This is a genomic window from Chitinophaga cymbidii (assembly GCF_007992715.1).
Classification (GTDB): domain Bacteria; phylum Bacteroidota; class Bacteroidia; order Chitinophagales; family Chitinophagaceae; genus Chitinophaga; species Chitinophaga cymbidii.
This window is the reverse complement of sequence record NZ_BKAU01000001.1, coordinates 414,388-434,696: the sequence shown is the minus strand read 5'-3', so window position 1 is coordinate 434,696 and position 20,309 is coordinate 414,388. Positions and strand designations below refer to the sequence as shown.

Below are 20,309 nucleotides of genomic sequence, written 5' to 3'. Positions count from 1 at the left end.
TTATGTCAACCATCAGCACAACAGACGTTACCTGGTTCTTTGCCTGCAAAACAACAGACGTTCCCACCAATGGCGGCGTTTGCGTAAAATACAAGGATGAGCAGATCGCATTATTCTATTTCACGCGCAGCGATACCTGGTATGCCACCCAGAACCTTTGTCCGCACCGCCGGCAGATGGCCCTGAGCCGCGGCATGACCGGCACACATGCCGGAGAGCCCAAAGTAGCCTGTCCGTTTCATAAAAAAACATTTTCCCTGAAAGACGGCCGGTGCCTCACCGACGAGCATGAATGCGCACTGACCGTTTACCCGGTAAGGATAGAAGATGATCGTGTATACATTGGCGTTAATGCATATTAAGACGAAACCCGGCAACTGGCAGGTTGACCGGGCTTCTGAATTTTAATATGATCGGCTCATTTAAAATTTATCAAATTTACATGAAAATATTGTTCCCCGGCGGGGCGCTTTCGATTTTCTTCAGCTCCTTCATGGCCCAGCATTGCAGCGCGCAGCTCTCACTCAGCGCACAGCTCAGGACCCGCACCGAACTGCGGGACGGACAGGGGGCGCCGCTCCCCGAAGGATCGAAGCCCGCGCTCTTCACCTCGCAAAGAAGCCGCCTCACGGCGGGTTTTACCAACTACAGGATCAAAATCGGATTGACCATACAGGATGTCAGGGTCTGGGGGCAGGACGTGTCCACCATCAACCGCACCACCACGCCGGACAACAACGGTTTCATGCTCCATGAAGCATGGGCCGAAGTGCTGCTGACCGATACCCTTGTTAAAAATAAAAGCCTTCAGTTCAAGGTAGGCCGGCAGGAGCTGGTGTATGACGACAGCCGGCTGCTGGGTAACCTGGACTGGCTGCAACAGGGCCGCCGCCACGACGCGCTGGTGCTGAAGTACCGGGCCGGCTCCTGGAACCTCCACCTGGGCGGGGCTTTTAACCAGAATAAAGAAAACGCCTCCGGCACCGTATACCACGCTGCCCCTCCCGGCAACTATCCCGCCAATACCAACGGCGGCACCGCTTACAAGGGCCTGGAGTTTCTGCACGTCAATAAACAGTTCGGCAAAAGCGGGCTGTCCTTCCTCTTCCTGGCGGATCAGTTTTCAAAATATTATATCGACAGCATGGCGGTGAAGCAGTGGGAAGCCGCTACCCATCAGCGTTTTACAACGGGCTTCTATTTCAGTTTCCGCAATATGCTCACAGCCGCCGCTTATTACCAGGGCGGTAGCAATGCCGCCGGAAGGTCTATCAGCGCAGCTTTGCTGTCGGTCGCCTACCAGCACCGGTTTACGAAAACCATCAGCGCTGAAGCCGGCGTGGATTACACTACAGACGATTTTGATCCGCTGTACGGCACGCCGCACAAGTTCTGGGGCACGATGGATTATTTCTACGTAGCCAGCAGCTTTGGCAACAAAGGTTTGCAGGACTATTATCTCAAAGCAAAATTCAGGAAAGACACCAAATGGATGCTCAGCGCGGATGTACACCAGTTCTACAGCGCCGCCATGAGCCGGAAGTTCGGCACCGAGGCGGACCTCACCGTCAATTACAACCTCACGAAGACCATCGGTTTTGAAGGCGGCTACAGCCACTTCTGGAGCACCGCCTGGCTCGCCTCTCCCGGTGTGAAGAACATCACAAACGCGAAGAGCAACAGCAACTGGGCCTACCTGTCCATCAACGTCAAACCTGAACTATTCTTCAAATAAAACCCGAATCGTATGCAGATCAACAATAAACCGCTTGAAAAATTAAACATCTTCAGCCTCGGCTCCGTTCAGATGCGCACGTTCCACATCACGTGGCTCATGTTCTTCGTCTGCTTCTTCGGATGGTTCGGCCTCGCGCCGCTCATGCCTACGATCCGGGAAGACCTCGGCCTGTCGAAATCACAGGTGGGGAATATCATCATCGCCTCCGTTTCCGGCACCATCATCGCGCGTTTGCTGATCGGCAGGCTGTGCGACACGTGGGGGCCGCGCAAAACCGCTGTGCGCCTGCTGACCATCGGGTCCATCCCCGTATTCCTCGTAGGTCTCGCTAACGACTACACGACATTTCTCATATTCCGCCTCGCCATCGGCACCATCGGCGCATCGTTCGTGATCACCCAGTTCCATACCGGCATCATGTTCGCGCCGAAGATCAAAGGCACGGCCAATGCTGTTACGGGTGGATGGGGCAACCTCGGGGGAGGCGTCACCAATATGGTCATGCCGCTGATCTTCGCCGCCATCGTAGGTTTCGGCTATACCAAATCAGAAGCCTGGCGCTACGCCATGATCGTGCCGGGCCTCATGATGCTGGCCGTGGCTTTCCTCTATCACCGCTATACAAAAGATACGCCTGCGGGCAATTACGACGAGATCGGGCATAACGTGCAGAAAGGGAAAACGGACTGGTCTGTGCTGGCGGACTGGCGCATCTGGGCGCTGACGCTGGCCTATGCCATGTGCTTCGGCATGGAGATCACCTTTGATAATGTGGCCTCGCTGCACTTCGTGGATTCTTTCGGCCTTTCGCAGGCCAGCGCCGGGTTCTGGGCGGGTATATTCGGGTTGATGAATCTCTTTGTGCGCGCATTGGGCGGATTTGTATCGGACAAGGTAGGCGCCAAACAGGGGCTGAAAGGAAAAGGAACATTGCTGGCGCTGGTGCTGCTGGCGGAAGGCGGCGGATTGCTGCTGTTCTCGCATGCCAGCTCTCTCGGCCTGGCCATCTTCGCCATGCTCGGCTTCGCGCTCTTCCTGAAAATGGCGAACGGCGCCACCTACGGCATCGTGCCATTCGTGAACCAGCAGAACGTAGGGCTGGTGAGCGGCATCGTAGGCGCGGGCGGCAATCTCGGCGGCATGATGTTCGGATTTTTATTTAAGTCGGAAAACATCTCCTACGAACAGGCTTTCACGTACATCGGGTATGCGGTGATCGCCACCGGGTGCATCGTACTGCTCACAAGGTTTGCGAAACAACCGGCGGAGGCACCGGTAAAAGCGCAGCCACAACCCGTATTAGCGGACTAAAAATTCAGGTATGCCGTCATCATTCAAAACAACATGTTGTTACTGCGGAGTGGGCTGCGGTATTGTGGTACACAAGGACCGCCAGGGCAGGTTGACGGTGGAAGGTGATAAAGACCATCCCGTGAACAAAGGCATGTTATGCTCCAAAGGCATGAACCTGCATTATACGGTCATGGACACGTCGGACAGACTATTGTACCCCGAAATGCGTTACAGCCGGAACATGCCGCGGCAGCGCGTTTCGTGGGATCAGGCGCTCGAACGCACCGCCGCCGTGTTCAGCCGGATCATCGAAAAGCACGGGCCTGACGCAGTAGCCTTCTACGCTTCCGGCCAGTGCCTTACGGAAGAATATTATGTGGTCAACAAGCTGATCAAGGGGTTCATTGGCAGCAACAATATCGATACCAACTCCCGGCTTTGCATGAGCAGCGCCGTAGCGGCCTACAAAATGTCGTTAGGAGAGGACGCGGTACCCGGTACGTATGATGATATCGAACAGGCGGATTGCATCTTTGTGGCGGGTGCCAATCCTGCCTGGTGTCATCCCGTCCTGTGGCGGAGGATCGAAGCCGCGAAAGCCGCCAATCCGAAGCTGCGCATCATCGTCAGCGATCCGCGCATCACGCAGAGCTGCGCCATGGCGGACCTGCACCTGCAATTGCATCCCGGTACGGACATCGTTTTACATCACGCCATTGGCCGTTTATTGATAGAACAGGGAAAGACCGACGCCGCTTTCATCCGCCAGCATACCGAAGGTTTCGCCAAATACCGCGACATGGTGATGCAGCGCAGCATTGCTGAAGCCGCCATCGTCTGCGGCATCCCGGAAACGCAGCTGTATGAAGCCGCCGCGCTCATCGGGGAATCAAAAGGTTTTATGACGATGTGGACGATGGGGCTGAACCAGAGCGTAGTGGGCGTTCACAAGAATCTCAGCCTGATCAACCTGCACCTCATCACCGGCCGGATCGGCAAACCGGGCTGCGGGCCTTTTTCGCTGACCGGGCAGCCGAACGCCATGGGTGGCCGCGAAGTAGGCGGGCTTTCCAATCTCCTGCCCGCCCACCGTGTGCTGGACAATCCCGCGCACCGCAAGGAAGTGCAGGCGTTCTGGGGAGGCCGCGAGTTGTCCGCCAAACCCGGACTGACCGCTACACAGATGTTTGAAGCGATGAACGACGGCCGCCTGAAAGCCATCTGGATCATGTGCTCCAATCCGCTGGTAAGCCTGCCGGACGCGCGTTTCATGGAAGCCGCTCTGAAAAAGGCCAAATTCGTGGTGGTGCAGGAAATATCCAATAAACCCGAAACCCTGCAATACGCCGATGTGATCCTCCCCGCCGCGGCATGGACGGAAAAGGAAGGCACGATGACGAACGCGGAACGCCGCATCAGCTATCTGAAAAAGATCAACGACGCACCCGGAGAAGCCCTGCCGGATGCCGAGATCATCTGCCGCTTCGCACAAAAAATGGGTTATAACGGATTCGACTACACGCACCCTTCTGAAATTTATAATGAACATTGCCGGCTCACCGCCGGCACGAACATCGATATCAGCGGTCTTGATTACAGCCGCCTGCGGGAAAAACGCAGCATACAATGGCCGTACAAGGCCGGCAAAGGCACGGCGCGCCTTTTTGAAGATCACCGCTTCTACACCGCTTCCGGCAAAGCCGCCATCCACTCCTTCGACGATCAGAACAATTCAGAGCAAACGGACGGCAATTTCCCGCTCGTCCTCACCACGGGCCGCATCCGCGACCAGTGGCATACCATGAGCAAGACCGGGAAAGTAAGCAAGCTCAAACAGCACATCGCCTCCGCGTTCCTGGAAATACACCCGGAAGATGCGCGTGAGCGCGGCATCCGGCAAAACGATATTGTAGAGATATTCAACGGCCGGGGCAAAGTGCGCGTGAAAGCACAGCTTTGCACCACCATCAAGCAGGGCGTGGTATTCCTGCCGATGCACTGGGGAAAGATACTGAACAGCGACCTGAACCGCGCGAACAATCTCACCAACAACCTTGTTGATCCCATCTCTAAACAGCCTGACCTGAAATTTGCCGCGGTACAGGTTGTGCGGTTTGAAAAGCCGGCGCAAAAGATCGTGATCATCGGTGCGGGCGCGGGCGCTTACGGTTTTGTAAAAGCCGCGCGCGCACTGAATGACCGGGACGAGATCACAGTGTTCAGCAAGGAAGACCAGCCGTTCTACAACCGCGTGATGCTGCCCGATTATATCAGCGGCGCACAGCAATGGGCGCAGCTGGTTAAAATGTCGGATGCGGAGGAAGCGGCGCTCAACATCACGCTGCACCGCGGTGTAAGCGTGGAGCATATCGACCGGCAAAGCAGAACGGTAACCGACAGCCGCGGCCATACGCATCCTTACGATGTGCTGATACTCGCCACTGGCAGCCGTCCCGCTACGTTAAAGGACGTGCCGCCGCTGAAAGGCATCTTCACCATGCGGAGCCGTCGCGATGCGGACGCCTTCGTAGCGCATGTGGACCCCGCCAAAGGCAGGATCGTGATCGTGGGCGGGGGACTGCTGGGCATAGAGCTGGCCGCTTCATTGCGTGAAATGAATATAGACGTGACCGTTATACAGCGTACTTCCCGCCTGATGGACCGCCAGCTGGACGTACTGGGAGCGCAATTGCTGTCCGACGAGCTGAAAGACCGCGACATCGAGATCATTTACGACGACGAGATAGAGCAGTTCACCGGCGTCCGGAAAGTGGAAGGCGTACGGCTGAAAAGCGGCCGCCAGCTTACCTGCCAGGCTGTGGTGATGTCCATCGGCACCATCCCGAACATAGAACTGGCGCAAGCCTGCCAGCTGCATTGCAACCGTGGGGTAGTGGTGAATGAATACCTGCAGACCAGCGATCCTTCCATTTATGCGATCGGCGAGATCGCGTCCTTCAACGGTGTGCTCTACGGCATCACCGCCGCCGCGGAGCAGCAGGCCGGTATTGTGGCGCGCTACCTGAACGGCGATATCACCGGGCACTATGAAGGTTCCCTGTTCATGAACATCCTCAAAATGCACGGCATGGAACTCTGCTCGCTCGGAATGGTGGAAACGCCCGCCGATCCTGCTTATGAAGAAGTGGTGTTCATTGACAAGGCGAGGCGGTTCTATAAGAAATGCATCATCCACCAGGACCGCCTGGTTGGCGCGATCCTCATCGGGGATAAATCGGAGTTCCTGGAATTTAAGGATCTCATCCAGCAGAAAACAGAATTGTCAGATAAACGGCTGGAACTCCTGCGCTCCGGCAAAAAAGGCGCGCCGGTGCTGGGCAGGCTCGTATGCTCCTGCGGCAATGTGGGGGAAGGCAATATCTGCGAGAAGATCCGGGAAGGGCATACGGACCTGGACGGCCTCTGCCGCGCATCCGGCGCGGGCCTCGGCTGCGGCAGCTGCCGCCCCGAAGTGCAGCACCTGCTGGATAAAAGCAAACCAAAACTGAAACCGGCACTGGCCGAACAACTGGTGTAGTATGGCAAAACAATCGCACATCGTCAGCATTAATTTTACCGGCGGCATCATTTCGCCCGGCTACCTGCGGGAAGTATTGGAGATCGCGTCTGCCGTACAGGTAACACAGGTACGTTTCGGCCTGCGGCAGCAACTGTACATGGAAGTGCTTTATAAACATTTTGAACAGTTCTCCGCCGCCTGTACATCCAAAGGCATCACGTTCAGCCTGGATGGCGAGTTTCCCAATATCACCAGCTCCTATGCTGCATCGGATATTTTCATTAATGATTCCTGGTTGAGCGAAGGGATTTATAAAGATATTTTCGACCTGATCGATTATACGCCTTCGCTGAAGATCAATATCTGCGACAGCCAGCAGACCTTCATGCCGTTCTTCACCGGGCATATCAACTGGATCGCATCGGCCCACACGCATTACTGGTACCTGTACATCCGCCGTCCCGGTTCGGACAGCATCATCTGCTGGCCGGAGCTGATCTATACCAACAGCATCGCGCCGGTGAGCAGGCAACTGGAATCGCTGATGCAGGAAGATAACCTGCATGGGCCTGTTTCCAAAAATCCCGCGTATATCAGCCGGCCGAAAGATAAAGAGCTGGAACTGCCGGTCTTCCATCTGCCTTACTACGAAGGATTCAACAAATACAATAACAGTTACTGGCTTGGCATTTACCGGCGGGATGAGGAATTTTCCGTTCCTTTTCTGAAGGATGTTTGTGCGATCTGCCTCGAAACGGGGATCGGCCAGTTGCACGCCACCTCCTGGAAGTCGGTCATCATCAAGAATATCCGTCCCGATCACCGGCGGTTGTGGGATTACGTGCTGGGGAAATATAACATCAACGTGCGGCATGCGGCGAATGAGCTGAACTGGCAGGTGCCGGATAACTGTGAGGACAGCCTGATCATCAAAAGGCATATCATCCGTCATTTTGATACGGGCGATGTGCGGACATACGGTTTATGCTTCAGCATCAAGATGCACGCCGCCAACAGTCATTTCGGGGGGATTGTCATCCGCCGGCAGGAGAACAAGTACGGCAGCAAGCTGAAATACATGCAGCGCTTCGATATCCTGTACTCCGCCGATTTCAATCCGAATAACAACGCGCTGGCCCTTTACCGGGAAGGCGTTTCCAAGGAACACCTTGGGCCTTATGTGATTTCGCTTTGCAAGGATTTTTATGAGAAAGGCAGTGCGTTGAATGTGCTGCAGCATTATGTGAGCGAGCAGCGGTCGCTGGTGACGGAAGCGCCGGTGAAAATGGTGCATCAGTGCCCGCATTGTTTTACCGTGTATGATGAAGCGGCGGGTGATCCGGCGCAAGATGTGGAAGCGGGGACGCCATTTACGGCGTTGCCGGAGGATTATGCCTGTTATATATGTGATGCGCCGGTGAACGATTTTAAGGAGGTGGACATGGCGGCACTGGTGAATATGTAACGGCCGGTCATTTTATTTGTATCCGCGGTTGTCAGGTCGTCCTGAAAGGCCAGACAGGATAAATACTGTTCTTTTCAAATACCTGCCGCTCCGCGGGCAGCGCCATAAAAGCATCCGCCATCAACAGGCTGCTAAGATCGCCGGAACCATTGTAGGGAACAGGTTGGGCGGACGTTCTTCCATCCGGTAATGTGGAAAGCCGCACCGGCAGGTAATATTCCAGTGCCGGGTTAAACACTACTTCCTCTTCCAGCACCGCAAACAAAGGCTGCTCCGCATTTTCCTGCAAACAGGCTTTCAGCCAGGGCCGGATATACCGGTAAAAGCACATGAAGCCGGACACCGGGTTGCCCGGCAATGCAAACACAACCGGCTTTTGCGGAAAAGTGCCGAACAGCAGCGGTTTGCCGGGTCGCTGTTGTACTTTATGAAATATTTCCCGCATGCCGCAAGCCTTCAGCGCGGCGGGCAGATGATCGAACTTGCCGGCGGAAACAGCGCCGCTGCAAATGAGCACGTCTGTTTCGGGGAGCAGTTCGGAGATGTGCTGTTCCAGGCGCTGCTGATCGTCCGGGAGGTGTATTTTTTCTGCGGGAATGCCGAGTTGTTGCAGGGACGCATGCAGGCTGTGGATGTTGGACATTCTTAATTGGTGTTGCGCCGGAATAGCGCTTACTTCCACCAGCTCATTGCCGGTAGCGATAAGCACGATCTTCGGAAGCCTGCTCACCAGCACTTCACTTTTCCCGACCGTGGCCAGCACGCCAATTTCCGCGGCGCCGATGCGGATGCCCGCTTCCAGCAATATTTTTCCGGCGGGCGCATCGCTGCCGATGCGGTGGATGTTTTGTCCCTTTACGGCATCCTTCACAACGGTAAAACGTTTGAAGCCTTCATGCTCGGTGATTTCCAGGTGTTCGTAGGGGATCACGGTATCTGTAAGATCGGGAAGAATGGCGCCGGTCATCACCTCCATGCAATCAGCCAGGTTGGCGAGCTGCATTTGCGGCATGCCCGCGGCCTGCACGTCTTCCAGTCCGAATACCCTTTGTCCCCTCGCATAGCTGTCAAAATAAATGGCGATGCCGTCCATTGTTACGCGGTCGAAAGGAGGGAAGGGCCTGTCTGCCGTGACTGTTTCCCGCAAGATCCTGCCGGCAGCGGCTTCCAGCGGAACCTTTTCCGTTCCGAAGTCACGTACGGCAGACATAATGGCGGCAAAAGCTTCACTGACAGGCATCATCATTTTGACTATTTTTGTTGTACTAAAATTATTCAATTATGGGCAATGATTCAAATGCTTCCGGCTTTACACACCTGGACGCAGGCGGACAGCCGCAGATGGTGGACGTAGGCGCCAAAGCGGAAACGCTGCGGACAGCAGTAGCGGAGAGCCGCGTGCATTTGCCGCCGGTGATCCTGCAACAGTTCACCGGGCAAGACCTTATCACAAAGAAAGGCTCCGTGTTCCAGACTGCGATCATTGCCGGGATCATGGCCGCAAAAAAAACGCCGGAACTGATCCCGTTATGCCATACTTTGCTGCTGGACAATTGTAAGGTGGATATTCAGTTGCAGGAGGAGGAAGTGGTGATCCGCTGTACCGTGCGCACCACGGGAAAAACAGGCGTGGAGATGGAAGCGCTCACCGGCGCAAGCGTGGCGGCATTGACGGTGTACGATATGTGCAAGGCGTTTTCACACGAGATGGTGATCCGGCAAACAAAACTCATCAGTAAAAGCGGAGGGAAACATGACATCGGATAAAAATCTGAAAGGATTGATCCTTTGCGGTGGCCGCAGCACCCGTATGCAGCAGGATAAGAGCATTATCGACTATCACGGCAAACCCCAGTGGCAATACCTCCACGGCCTCCTGTCAGGCTTCCTCCCCGAGGTATACCTTTCCTGCCGTAAAGAACAAACATTCCCCGGCTGCGACCAGCTCATCACGGACAGCATCGAAAGCGCCGGTCCATCTACGGGCCTGCTCAGCGCCCACTACGCGCAACCGCAAACAACATGGCTGGTGCTGGCCTGCGACCTGCCGCTCATCAGCCGTCAGAGTATTGCATATCTCATCCGCTCCCGCCAGCCGGAGCGGGCGGCCACCGCGTTCATCAGCCCCTTCAACCAGCATCCCGAACCGCTGATCGCGATATGGGAACCGGCGGGGCTGGCTGCGCTGGAAAGGGAATATAAAGAAGGCAGGAATTGCCCGCGGAAGACTTTGTTGAAAACGGATGTGTTTACGCTGGAAAACCCTTACAGCACGGAGCAGTTCAATGCGAATACGCCGGAGGAGATGAGGGATGCAATAGGAAAGATCAGGGAATAGGAAAAGATGTATCCGTATGGCCGGCTCCCGCAGCCTTCGCAAATACAAGGTGTTTCGCGGCAATTCGTATCGTTTTCGCAGCAGATTTTCAGTGCGCTTTAGCATCGAACGATTTACGGCATTCGCCGTAAATCCAACCCCCTACGGATGCGCGGCCACCCACACCGCCCCGTCCTCAAAAAACTCCTGCTTCCAGATCGGCACCGCTTCTTTCAACGTATCGATCGCATACTGGCAAGCCTCAAACGCAGCCGCACGATGCGGCGCCGCCACAGCGATCACCACCACCGTTTCGCCCGGCAGCTTTTCGCCCGTTACATGCAGCATGGCGATCCGCTGCACATGCCAGCGCTCCCGCACCGTTTGCGCGATCTTCTCCAGCTCCAGCAAGGCCATCGGTTCATAACATTCAAAAAACAGCTTCAGCACTTTTTTTTGCTGCGTCTGGTTCCGCACCGCGCCAATGAAGGTCACGATGCCGCCGCTTTCCGGCGATTGCACGAAATCGATGGCTTCCTGTGCGGTCACCGTAGGTCCGATCCTGATCAACTGTTCCATGTAAAATAATTAACCGCCGCTTAAAGGGGGAATGATGGCGATCTCGTCGCCGGGAGAAAGCGCTGTGTCGTCTGCCGCGTAAGCCTTGTTCACGGCCACCATCACGGCGCGGAGCTGCTGCATCCCGGGGTATTGCTGCATCAGCCATTTCTTCAACGCGCCCACCGTGGGAAGTTCCGCTTCGATCGTCAGGGTCCTTGCTGCTGCAATGTCTTTCATGATCCCGAATAGCATTACTCTCATGCATTAAAGTTACAATTAAGCGGTGATAATTTAGTAAATTAGCGAAGTGGCTTTTTTCTCAAAATCAACAGCATGAAAATCAGGATCAGGGGCAATAGCATCCGCTACCGGCTCGATAAAAAAGATATAGATGTTCTGAACGAACACGGAAAAGTGGAAGAACATACCTGGATCGGCGCGCACAATCTGCATTTCTGCATCCGCTCGCGCGGCAACATCGTGCAGCCCGCTATCAAGCTGGAAGGCAGCGGCGTTCACCTCTCCGTTCCATCGCCGGTCATTGAAAAATGGGCCGGCACGGAGGAAGTAGGCTTTGACTTTGATATCCTGAACCCCGACGGCTCCGCGCTGAAAATACTGGTGGAAAAGGATTTCAAATGCCTCACCGTGCGCGATGAAGACGATAGCGCCGCATTTGAGAACCCCAACGCCGGAAAGACCTGCTGACCATGCTCACAGACAATCACCACCGCATCATCAACTACGTAAGGCTGGCCGTGACCGACCGCTGCAATCTCCGCTGCACCTATTGCATGCCGGAGAACATGCGGTTCCTGGAACGGGAAGCGCTGCTCTCCTACGAAGAGATACTGCGTTTTATGCAGCTATTGACCGGCGCGGGCGTGAACAAAGTGCGCATTACCGGCGGAGAGCCCTTCCTGCGGAAAGACCTCCTGTTCCTCCTGGAAAAGCTGGTAAAAATAGCCGAAGTGTCCATTACCACGAACGGCGTGCTCACTGCGCCGTACATCCCGCAACTCAAAGCGCTCGGCATACAACAGGTGAACCTTAGCCTGGATACCCTGCAGCCGCAGAAATTCTTCCGCATCACCCGCCGCGATCAGTTCACCGCCGTGCGGAAGACGCTGGACGGACTGATAGACGCCGGCATCCCGCTAAAACTTAACATGGTGGTGATGGACGGTGTGAATACAGACGAATTGACGGATTTTGCGGCGCTGACCCGCGATCATCCTTTATCGGTAAGATTTATTGAAGAGATGCCTTTCAACGGCCAGGGTAAAGGGTTTTCCGGCATCGAGTGGCATTACAAACGCATACTGGACGCCATCCGCGCGGTATACCCGCTGGAGAAACTGGCCGACGCCCCGCACAGCACCTCCATGAACTACACCATCCCCGGGCATGCCGGCAGCATTGGCGTGATCCCCGCGTACAGCAGAACTTTCTGCGGCACCTGCAACCGCATCCGCGTAACGCCTACCGGGCATCTGAAAACATGTTTGTACGGAAATGATGTGATGAATGTAAGGGACCTGTTCCGCCGGCATGCGACGGATGAAGAGGTATTGTCGCAGTTACAGGCAGTGCTGCACCAGCGTTTTGCCAACGGCTTCGAGGCTGAAGCGGCCAACCGCCATTCACAACTGGAAAGCATGTCGGTGATCGGCGGATAGCCGTCAATGATAATAATACAGCATCCTCACCCCCGCATACAGGATCAGAAAAGCCGTGGCCGCCTCTACCCACCGGGGTTTCAGCCATCCCGCACTCAAACGCGATCCCAGTTGCCCGCCTATTACCACCGAGATCAGCAAAGGCAACGTAAACTCCCACTGAAAAACGACCGCACCCTTCGCCGCCTGTCCCAGTAACCCGGAAATGGAATTGACCAGGATGAAAAAGCTGCTGAGCCCCGCGATGTTCTTGGGACTGTCGTATTGACCGAGGCGCAACACCGGTGCAAGGTAAATACCGCCGCCGATGCCCGTCATCCCGGAAAGGAACCCGATGCCGCCGCCGATGAGCGCGTAGGAGCGGGTGCGTTGGTCTTTTATTTTGTAGCTCCGCTGCGCGAACAGCCGGAAGCACATCAATGCCGCGGCGGCCGTCAGCGCAATGCCGAGCACCAGGAAGAAAGTGGACTGTTTCAACGGAAGATAGCTGCCCGCAAAAGCCAGCGGTACGCTGACCAGGCTGAGCAGGACCGCCTTTTTGAAAGGCAGGTGGCCGTTTTTGTAAAAATGATAGACGCCGCCGGTGACCACTACGATATTACAAAGCAAAGCAGTGGATTTCATCAGCTGAAATCCCACGCCCCATAAAGCCATCAGTGCAAGATAGCTGGAGCCGCCACCGAAGCCGGCGGAGGAATAGATAAGGGCGATGGCGAAAAAGACCAGGCAAAGTTCCAATACCATATCAACTGATCTTTCTCAATATTTCCTCCTGCTGTACAGGCTTTTCCTTTTTCAGCTGGCTGCGGATCTTCTCCCGGTGCATCATGCCCCAGTCGCGGAGCGACTTTACCACGTCCCCGAGGGAGTTGCTGTAGTCCGTCAGCTCATATTCCACCATCACGGGCGTGCCGTTATGTACCTTGCGGATCACAAAGCCATTCAGTTCCAGCTCTTTCAGCTCATGCGAAAGTACTTTGGCCGCAATGCCTTTAACCGTTTTCTGCAGTTCGTTGAACCGTTTGTTGCCGCTGCTCAGGGCCACGATGATGGGCAGCTTCCATTTGCCGTTCAGCACGTACAGGGCGTCCTGCACCGCACTTAGCGCCGTGCATGCCTCCCATTCGGCTGAAATTACCTGTAATTGTAACATTCCCGTATCTTTATATAAATAAACGCTTGTTAACTAACCTGAAAGTAAGCGCTTACCTTTGGGTAACTGCTAACCATTCGTAAGCAAATCTACATAAGTTTGCATTCCATTCACTAAACAAACAGCATATTATGAAAAAGATCACCTTTTTAGTGCTCCTGCTCGCAATATCCATCGGCAGCTTTGCACAGACCTGGAAGTCAGATAAAGCGCACTCCCAGCTGAAATTCGACATCACACACATGGGCCTCTCCACCGTGTCCGGCGCATTCACTGATTTCGATGCTACAGTAACCGCTTCCCAGGCTGATTTCAGCGATGCAAAGTTTGAGCTGACGGCTCAGTCCACTTCCATCAATACCGGTATCGGACAGCGGGATGATCATCTGAGAAGCGCGGATTTCTTCGACGTGGCTACCAACCCCACCATCACTTTCAAAAGCACATCCCTGAAGAAAGTGAGCGGCGACAAATTCCAGGTAACCGGCGACCTCACCCTGCACGGCGTGACCAAGCCCGTAACGCTGGACCTCTGGTACCGCGGCACCGCTGAAAACCCCATGAGCAAAAAGCCCACCGCAGGTTTCCGCGTAACCGGCTCCATCAAACGCAGCGACTTCGGTATCGGTACCAAATTCCCCGCTGCCATGCTGGGCGAGGAAGTAGCCATTTTTGCCGATGGCGAGTTCGTAAAGCAGTAATCTTTAATACGATATATTCGGAAAACCCGCTCCACGAGCGGGTTTTCTCGTTTCTGAAATAAAAGTCTACCAGTTTGGTAGGATATTCATTTTTTCCCTATCTTTGCACCATATCCGTTTTTAAGATCATCACACCAACATTAAAAAGATCATATGCGTACGAAGAACAGATATGCAGATTTCCTGCCCCTGAACATGGACATCCGGAGCACCAAACCCCTTCATGACAGAACGAAGATCAAGCCGCTCGCCGCGGGCCATACCTTCCCCTTATTTCACCTGCACAAGGAAGATTTCGTAGTGCCGTTCCCGTTCCTCGGGAAGGAAAGCAGCTACCTCGTGGGTTCCGAACTGCTGAACCAGCCGCTGGTGCTGGCGTTTTATTCCGTGCACTGGAATGGTTACGGAAAACGTTATCTCGATGAGCTGCAGCATTTGTATGCGGACATTCATGTGATGGGAGGGCAGCTGCTGGTAGTGTCCGCGGATGACCGCAAGGAGCTGGAGGCTGTTATATCTGAAGGCGGGTATACTTTTCCGCTGGCTATCGACCGTAATCATCAGATCGCGCGCAGCGCGGGACTGTATGCTGAATCAGATCCGCTGTGGGACCGCGTTTCCGGCATCGAGGAAAATGCGCCGCCGCCCGCTTTGTATGTAACGGGGCAATCGCAGCATATCAGTTATGTGTTCATTGATCATTACCTGGACAGCACCATTCCGGCGCGGGAGTTGCTGACGGAAGTTTATAACGCGGGCCAGTCCACCCTCACGGAACTGCAACGGGCCATCGCATAAGCCTTACAAATAGGCCTTCATTTCATCTTCAATATCTTTCCGCAGGTCCATCAGGCGATGGGCGTATTTTTCCATATTGATTTCCTGTTCGGTAACGGGGTTCCATTTAGGCACCGGTATCGTTTGGCCTTTGTCGTCGATCGCGGCGAATACCATGATGCAGTGGGTAGTCTTCACTTTCTCCGCCTGCCGCGGGTTGCCGGCGTACACATGAATGGAGATATGCATGCTGGTGTTGCCGGTGTAGATGATCGACGCATCGATCTCCACCAGGTCGCCAATGGAGATCGGTTTGTAGAAACGGATACCGCCCACATACACCGTCACGCAATATTGCCCGCTCCAGTTGGCCGCGCAGGTGAACCCCGCCTGGTCGATCCATTTCATCACGGCGCCGCCGTGCACTTTGCCGCCGAAGTTCACATCGGAAGGTTCCGCGAGGAACCGCAGGGTAACGGAATGCTGAGGTCTGTTCATATCAGGAGGCTTTGATCGTTTTGCGTTTGCGCCATTGCCAGGGCGCCACGGGATGTTTGTCTTTCCACAAGCCCAGCCGCTCTTTCCGGGCTGTAGTTTCGGCCGCCGCCAGCAGCGGGCTTTTGCTGAACTTTTTGTAATGCCACGCAAACCCCGCCTTTACAATAGCGGCATTCAGCGAAACATCGCCCGGCAGATACACTTCCGCCACGATCCTGCCATATTGGTCCCTGCTCTGCCGCACGGCTTTCACCACTTTCCCGAAACATTGCGCCGCCGTAAATTCCTTTGCTTTTGTGCCGAAAGGCTGCCCCCGTTCGGGGCTGTCGATCCCGAACAGCCGGATGCGCAGTTTTTTTCCGTTCACCAGCATTTCGATCGTATCTCCGTCTTTCACAGCGGTCACTTTTCCGGTATAGGTCTGTGCCACGACGGTAAGGGTAATGCAAAGGCAGCACAGGACATTCAACAATAGCATTCTCATGCTGCAAGTATAGGAAATAAAGTTGCTTTCCCTGAAATATTCCTTATTTTTAACCTGATGTGCAAACGTTTGCACCCGTTCACGATCAAAGCAATTCAACATGACTTCCACCTTACGAAAACTATGCGCCGCCATGCTCTTTTTAACCGGCGCGCCCATCCTGCTATCCGCCCAAAAGCCCTCTAATGGCGAAATGCGGCGGCTCATCGATGACAATATGAAATTTGCCGCGGCGCAGTACCGGGTGCTGCAGGACAGTACGCCGGCAGACCGCATGCCGCGTACCTTCCAGAACGGACGTTCCGTTACCTCCAATACCGAATGGTGGTGCAGCGGATTCTATCCGGGTTCGCTCTGGTATATTTATGAGTACACGAAAGATGACGCGATCAAAGCGGAAGCGGAGCGCCGGCTGGCCATCCTGGAAAAGGAAAAGCGCTACACCGGCAACCATGATATCGGCTTTATGATCTTTTGCAGCTTCGGCAATGCCTACCGCATTACCGGCGATAAAAAATACAAGGACGTGGTGGATACCGCCGCCGTTTACCAGATCACCCGTTACCGGCCAACGATCAAATCCATCCAGTCCTGGAACAGCAGCAAAGACAGAAAATGCCCGGTGATCATCGATAACATGATGAACCTCGAGCAGCTGCTCTGGGTGGCTGCCAACGGCGGCGACGCCAAATTCCGGGACATCGCGGTAACGCATGCCAACACCACGCTGAAGAATCATTACCGTCCCGATCACAGCACTTTCCACATCCTGGATTACGACCTGTCCACCGGAGAGGTCATCAAAAAAGTAAACGGCCAGGGCGCGCATGATACCTCGGCCTGGAGCCGCGGGCAGTCGTGGGGATTATATGGTTTCACCATGATGTACCGGTTCACCAAAGATGAAACGTACCTGCAGCACGCGAAGAACATCGCGGACTTCCTGCTGAACCATCCCAACATGCCGTCTGACAACATACCGTACTGGGACTATAACGCACCGCAGATACCCAACACCCTGCGCGATGTTTCCGCCGGCGCCATCATGGCGTCCGCATTGCTGGAACTGGGGCAATACGTGGGCAAAAAAGACCGGAAGAAATATGTGGGCGCCGCCGCCGGCATGCTGCATGCTCTCGGCCAGCCGACCTACCGCGCCAACCTTGGCGAGAACGGCGGTTTCCTGCTGAAGCAAAGCGTAGGCTTCTTCCTGCAGAACTCTGAAGTAGACGTACCGCTGACCTATGCGGATTACTATTTCCTCGAGGGCCTCACGCGTTACAAAAAATGGTATCTGTGATAAATCTTCACAAATGAAAAGAAGAAATTTCCTGAAATGGTCTTCCATGGCGGGAGCGCTGGCGTCGCTGCCGGGCGTTCCCGCTGTGGCGGCCGCAGTGCAACCCCCATTGCCCGCGCCGGCAGATGACCGCGCCTACTGGGTTTCGCTGATGTACAAAATGGCGTCGCCCATCTTCCGGAATATGAGCAAAGGCGAGCTGAAAAAGAATTTCACGATGGAATACGCGCCCACCTGGGGCAAGCGTGATAAAAGCGTGGCATACCTGGAAGCATTGGGCAGGATGGCCGCGGGCATCGCGCCCTGGCTGGCGCTCCCGGACGACCATACGAAAGAAGGCGCTATGCGGAAAGAGCTGAAGGAACAATTGTTATTAAGTCTTCAGCACAGCGTAGATCCTTCGAGCCCGGATTACCTCAACTGGCGCACCGGCGGCCAGCCGCTTGTAGACGCCGCTTTCCTTGCACATGGCTTTCTGCGCGCGCCGCAGGTACTCTGGGAGCCGCTGGATGAACAGACCAAACAACGCTTCGTGGAAGAGCTGAAAACGATGCGCCGCATGAAGACGTTTAACAGCAACTGGGTGCTTTTCGTGGCGATGGTGGAGACTTTCCTTTATTCCATCGGGGAAGACGCGCTGACAGACCGGATCGATGATGCATTGTCGAAGATCGATTCATGGTATAAAGGCGATGGCATGTACGGAGATGGGCCTGCCTTTCACTACGATTATTACAATGCCTTCGTGATACAGCCGATGTATGTGGATGTGCTCAAGGTATTTGCGCAAAAGGATGAAGCAAAGAAAAAACAATACGATATCGCGGTGCAGCGCATGCAACGTTACGGCGTGATCCTGGAACGGCAGATATCGCCGGAGGGCACTTATCCCATCGTGGGCCGCTCCGCCACCTACCGTATCGGCGCTTTTCAGCCGCTGGCGCAGCTGGCGCTGAACAATGAGCTGCCGGAGGAAATCACGCCCGCACAGGTGCGTTGCGCACTGACCGCTGTAATGAAAAGGCAGTTTGAGTTTAAAGGGACTTTTACGAAAGATGGCTGGCTGACACTCGGCGTGGTAGGCCATCAGCCGGATACGGCGGATAGCTATTCCAATAGCGGGAGCATGTACCTGGCTTCACTGGGCTTGCTGCCGTTGGGGTTGCCGGCCTCACATCCGTTCTGGACGGCACCATACACGGACTGGTCCATGAAGCGCGCGTGGAACGGGGGGCCGATCCTGCGGGACCATGCGATCGGGGTGTGAGGGAGCGGATGAGCGATTGTACGGGAGCAGTTGCTGGCGAGAGCAAGCGGCCATTAATGGTTTATTTATACGTCAAAGGGATGGCATTTTTCAGCCATCCCTTTGATTTTATGCAGATCGATCGTTTATCATTCTATAAAGATGCCGCGACCCGCGCCGCGATCTTCCGTTCCGGCTTCGCTTCGGGCTTTTTGCGTGATTTCTTCTTCTTTTTTCCCCACCATACGATGAATCCTGTCACCGGCAGGCTGGCGCAGATCAGGCTGATGAAGAAGGCGAGTATCTTGCCGGGGAGTCCCGCTATGGCGCCTACGTGGATGTCGTAGTTCATGCGGTAGATCTTTTCGCCGGTGGATATCTCGTCATACTTCTGACCGTACAGGCCGCCGCCTTTGATCTCGGCCAGAGAAACCTGGTCGAAGAAACGGAATTGCCGGCGGTAGTAGGCGTCGTCATGCGGATTATGTACTACGGAGTAAGCGTCTTTCGGGAGGGTGGGGAACTGCAATGTCAGGGAGCCCGTGACCACCGGGTATTCCTTGCGCATCCGGGCGTAGAGCCGGTCTTCCTGCGTTAGCAGAACTGCCGGGCGGGCCAGGGTGGTGTCTGATACCGGCCGCTCGAACTTGGCGAGGGTCTTGCCGCCGCTCAGCGTCCAGTACAGGGATTTGGAGAACCACTGGAAACCCCATACCAGTCCGGTTAACCCCAGTACCAGCGCGAATACCATCGAATAGAAGCCCAATACGTTATGCAGGTCGTAATTGATCCGTTTTTTGCCGGCGCCCCATTTGATCGCGAAGCTCTTCTGCCGGTTGGTCTTGTTCCATTTTTTAGGCCACCACATCACGAGGCCGGTGATCAGCAGTATTACGAAGATGAGGGTAGATATTGCTACGATCGGTTGCCCGATGGGGCGGGGGAGCCAGAGGTTGAAATGGCCTTCGAGGATGAACCGGAAGAAATCGTGCTTGAGCGCTTTTACTTTGAGCACCTCACCGGTGTAGGGGTTGAGGTAGATGGATGTATAACCGTTTTCTTTATCCATGAAGGAAGCGATGGTGGAGCGGTCCGCTTTGCGGTAGCTGATCCCCGTGATCCGGTTGGCGCCGGTATCTCCTTTGGGGCCGAACGCAGCTTCGGTGGCGATGGCTTTCAGTTCGGAGGGCAGCATGTAGGGCTTGGCCTCCGTTTTGACGTGCTGGTAAGGTTGGGTGAGGTCGGAAAATTCCCGCTGGAAGGCGTAGATGCAGCCGGTAAGGCTGATGATCACCACCACGATCCCGGAGATAAGCCCGAGCCAGAGGTGGAGCCAGTCGTTGAGACGGCGGAATACTGATTTGCCTCGCTTCTTCGTTGCCATGCTTTTAGGTTTGTACAGCCTTGCGTTAGATTTTGGGGCAAAAATCGGTCAGATCGGGAAGAGGTGTATGCGCAATCGGGAAAATGATTTACGAGATCGGGAAACTTTTTGAGGATCAGGGGTTTTGGGTCATGGGATTGTCTGGTGGGAGAGGGTGTTTTGTCACGGGGGTTGCTGGGTTTGTTGGCCCGGT

General features: G+C 54.9%; 21 protein-coding genes. 13 read left to right on the top strand and 8 right to left on the bottom strand.

What is annotated here, in order from left to right:
• Positions 1-2 precede the first annotated feature (2 nt).
• The 5 genes from nirD to CCY01nite_RS01730 all read left to right on the top strand — a co-directional run bounded on the left by nirD (position 3) and on the right by CCY01nite_RS01730 (position 8,016).
• On the top strand, positions 3-362 hold the full coding sequence (nirD, locus tag CCY01nite_RS01750; RefSeq protein WP_146857580.1) for a nitrite reductase small subunit NirD: 360 nt from the start codon (positions 3-5) through the stop codon (positions 360-362).
• A gap of 80 nt (positions 363-442) precedes the next feature.
• Positions 443-1,735, top strand: coding sequence for an alginate export family protein (locus CCY01nite_RS01745; RefSeq protein WP_146857579.1), 1,293 nt, complete (start codon positions 443-445; stop codon positions 1,733-1,735).
• 12 nt (positions 1,736-1,747) lie between these two features.
• On the top strand, positions 1,748-3,049 hold the full coding sequence (locus CCY01nite_RS01740) for an MFS transporter (RefSeq protein WP_146857578.1): 1,302 nt from the start codon (positions 1,748-1,750) through the stop codon (positions 3,047-3,049).
• Positions 3,050-3,059: 10 nt separating this feature from the next.
• Positions 3,060-6,569 carry a nitrate reductase gene (locus CCY01nite_RS01735; RefSeq protein ID WP_146857577.1) on the top strand — a complete coding sequence of 1,170 codons (3,510 nt, stop codon included), beginning with the start codon at positions 3,060-3,062 and terminating at the stop codon, positions 6,567-6,569.
• A gap of 1 nt (position 6,570) precedes the next feature.
• Entirely contained in the window at positions 6,571-8,016 is a 1,446-nt protein-coding gene (locus tag CCY01nite_RS01730; RefSeq protein ID WP_146857576.1) for a rubredoxin, read from the top strand.
• 31 nt (positions 8,017-8,047) lie between these two features.
• On the opposite strand, the gene CCY01nite_RS01725 is transcribed toward CCY01nite_RS01730, so the two are convergent.
• Positions 8,048-9,262 (bottom strand): molybdopterin molybdotransferase MoeA, encoded by a 1,215-nt coding sequence (locus CCY01nite_RS01725; protein ID WP_222614293.1) that lies wholly within the window; start codon positions 9,260-9,262, stop codon positions 8,048-8,050.
• 35 nt (positions 9,263-9,297) lie between these two features.
• Here CCY01nite_RS01725 and moaC point away from each other — a divergent pair, with 35 nt between their 5' ends.
• Both moaC and CCY01nite_RS01715 read left to right on the top strand, forming a co-directional pair.
• Complete coding sequence (gene moaC, locus CCY01nite_RS01720; protein WP_146857575.1) at positions 9,298-9,783, top strand: cyclic pyranopterin monophosphate synthase MoaC; 486 nt, start codon at positions 9,298-9,300, stop codon at positions 9,781-9,783.
• Positions 9,770-10,354, top strand: a complete 585-nt coding sequence (locus tag CCY01nite_RS01715; protein WP_146857574.1) for an NTP transferase domain-containing protein — start codon at positions 9,770-9,772, stop codon at positions 10,352-10,354. Before moaC ends, CCY01nite_RS01715 begins: the two co-directional genes overlap by 14 nt.
• A 141-nt stretch (positions 10,355-10,495) precedes the next feature.
• Here CCY01nite_RS01715 and CCY01nite_RS01710 read toward each other — a convergent pair whose 3' ends face one another.
• Positions 10,496-10,912, bottom strand: a complete 417-nt coding sequence (locus tag CCY01nite_RS01710; protein WP_146857573.1) for a molybdopterin synthase catalytic subunit — start codon at positions 10,910-10,912, stop codon at positions 10,496-10,498.
• A gap of 9 nt (positions 10,913-10,921) precedes the next feature.
• On the bottom strand, positions 10,922-11,155 hold the full coding sequence (gene moaD, locus CCY01nite_RS01705; protein ID WP_146857572.1) for a molybdopterin converting factor subunit 1: 234 nt from the start codon (positions 11,153-11,155) through the stop codon (positions 10,922-10,924).
• A gap of 72 nt (positions 11,156-11,227) precedes the next feature.
• Between moaD and CCY01nite_RS01700 the strand changes: the two genes are divergently transcribed.
• A complete protein-coding gene (locus CCY01nite_RS01700) occupies positions 11,228-11,602 on the top strand; it encodes a DUF7009 family protein (RefSeq protein ID WP_146857571.1) in 375 nt (124 codons plus the stop codon).
• Positions 11,603-11,604: 2 nt separating this feature from the next.
• Complete coding sequence (moaA, locus tag CCY01nite_RS01695; protein WP_146857570.1) at positions 11,605-12,573, top strand: GTP 3',8-cyclase MoaA; 969 nt, start codon at positions 11,605-11,607, stop codon at positions 12,571-12,573.
• A gap of 3 nt (positions 12,574-12,576) precedes the next feature.
• Here the strand turns inward: moaA and CCY01nite_RS01690 are convergent, their stop codons facing one another.
• Positions 12,577-13,317: a sulfite exporter TauE/SafE family protein gene (locus CCY01nite_RS01690; RefSeq protein WP_146857569.1), complete on the bottom strand. Its 741-nt coding sequence runs from the start codon at positions 13,315-13,317 to the stop codon at positions 12,577-12,579.
• Position 13,318: 1 nt separating this feature from the next.
• Complete coding sequence (locus CCY01nite_RS01685) at positions 13,319-13,726, bottom strand: winged helix-turn-helix transcriptional regulator (RefSeq protein WP_146857568.1); 408 nt, start codon at positions 13,724-13,726, stop codon at positions 13,319-13,321.
• Between the two features lie 131 nt (positions 13,727-13,857).
• Here CCY01nite_RS01685 and CCY01nite_RS01680 point away from each other — a divergent pair, with 131 nt between their 5' ends.
• Together CCY01nite_RS01680 and CCY01nite_RS01675 are read left to right on the top strand one after the other, a co-directional pair.
• Positions 13,858-14,427, top strand: coding sequence for a YceI family protein (locus tag CCY01nite_RS01680; RefSeq protein ID WP_146857567.1), 570 nt, complete (start codon positions 13,858-13,860; stop codon positions 14,425-14,427).
• Positions 14,428-14,580: 153 nt separating this feature from the next.
• Positions 14,581-15,225, top strand: a complete 645-nt coding sequence (locus CCY01nite_RS01675; protein WP_146857566.1) for a peroxiredoxin family protein — start codon at positions 14,581-14,583, stop codon at positions 15,223-15,225.
• A 3-nt stretch (positions 15,226-15,228) separates the two neighbouring features.
• On the opposite strand, the gene CCY01nite_RS01670 is transcribed toward CCY01nite_RS01675, so the two are convergent.
• Together CCY01nite_RS01670 and CCY01nite_RS01665 are read right to left on the bottom strand one after the other, a co-directional pair.
• Complete coding sequence (locus CCY01nite_RS01670) at positions 15,229-15,702, bottom strand: acyl-CoA thioesterase (protein WP_146857565.1); 474 nt, start codon at positions 15,700-15,702, stop codon at positions 15,229-15,231.
• Position 15,703: 1 nt separating this feature from the next.
• On the bottom strand, positions 15,704-16,186 hold the full coding sequence (locus tag CCY01nite_RS01665; RefSeq protein ID WP_186830846.1) for a thermonuclease family protein: 483 nt from the start codon (positions 16,184-16,186) through the stop codon (positions 15,704-15,706).
• A 100-nt stretch (positions 16,187-16,286) separates the two neighbouring features.
• On the opposite strand from CCY01nite_RS01665, the gene CCY01nite_RS01660 reads away from it, so the two are divergent.
• Positions 16,287-17,486 (top strand): glycoside hydrolase family 88 protein, encoded by a 1,200-nt coding sequence (locus CCY01nite_RS01660; RefSeq protein WP_246129822.1) that lies wholly within the window; start codon positions 16,287-16,289, stop codon positions 17,484-17,486.
• Positions 17,487-17,499: 13 nt separating this feature from the next.
• A complete protein-coding gene (locus tag CCY01nite_RS01655; RefSeq protein ID WP_146857562.1) occupies positions 17,500-18,753 on the top strand; it encodes a DUF2264 domain-containing protein in 1,254 nt (417 codons plus the stop codon).
• Positions 18,754-18,886: 133 nt separating this feature from the next.
• Here the strand turns inward: CCY01nite_RS01655 and CCY01nite_RS01650 are convergent, their stop codons facing one another.
• On the bottom strand, positions 18,887-20,116 hold the full coding sequence (locus CCY01nite_RS01650; protein WP_146857561.1) for a PepSY-associated TM helix domain-containing protein: 1,230 nt from the start codon (positions 20,114-20,116) through the stop codon (positions 18,887-18,889).
• Positions 20,117-20,309 lie beyond the last annotated feature (193 nt).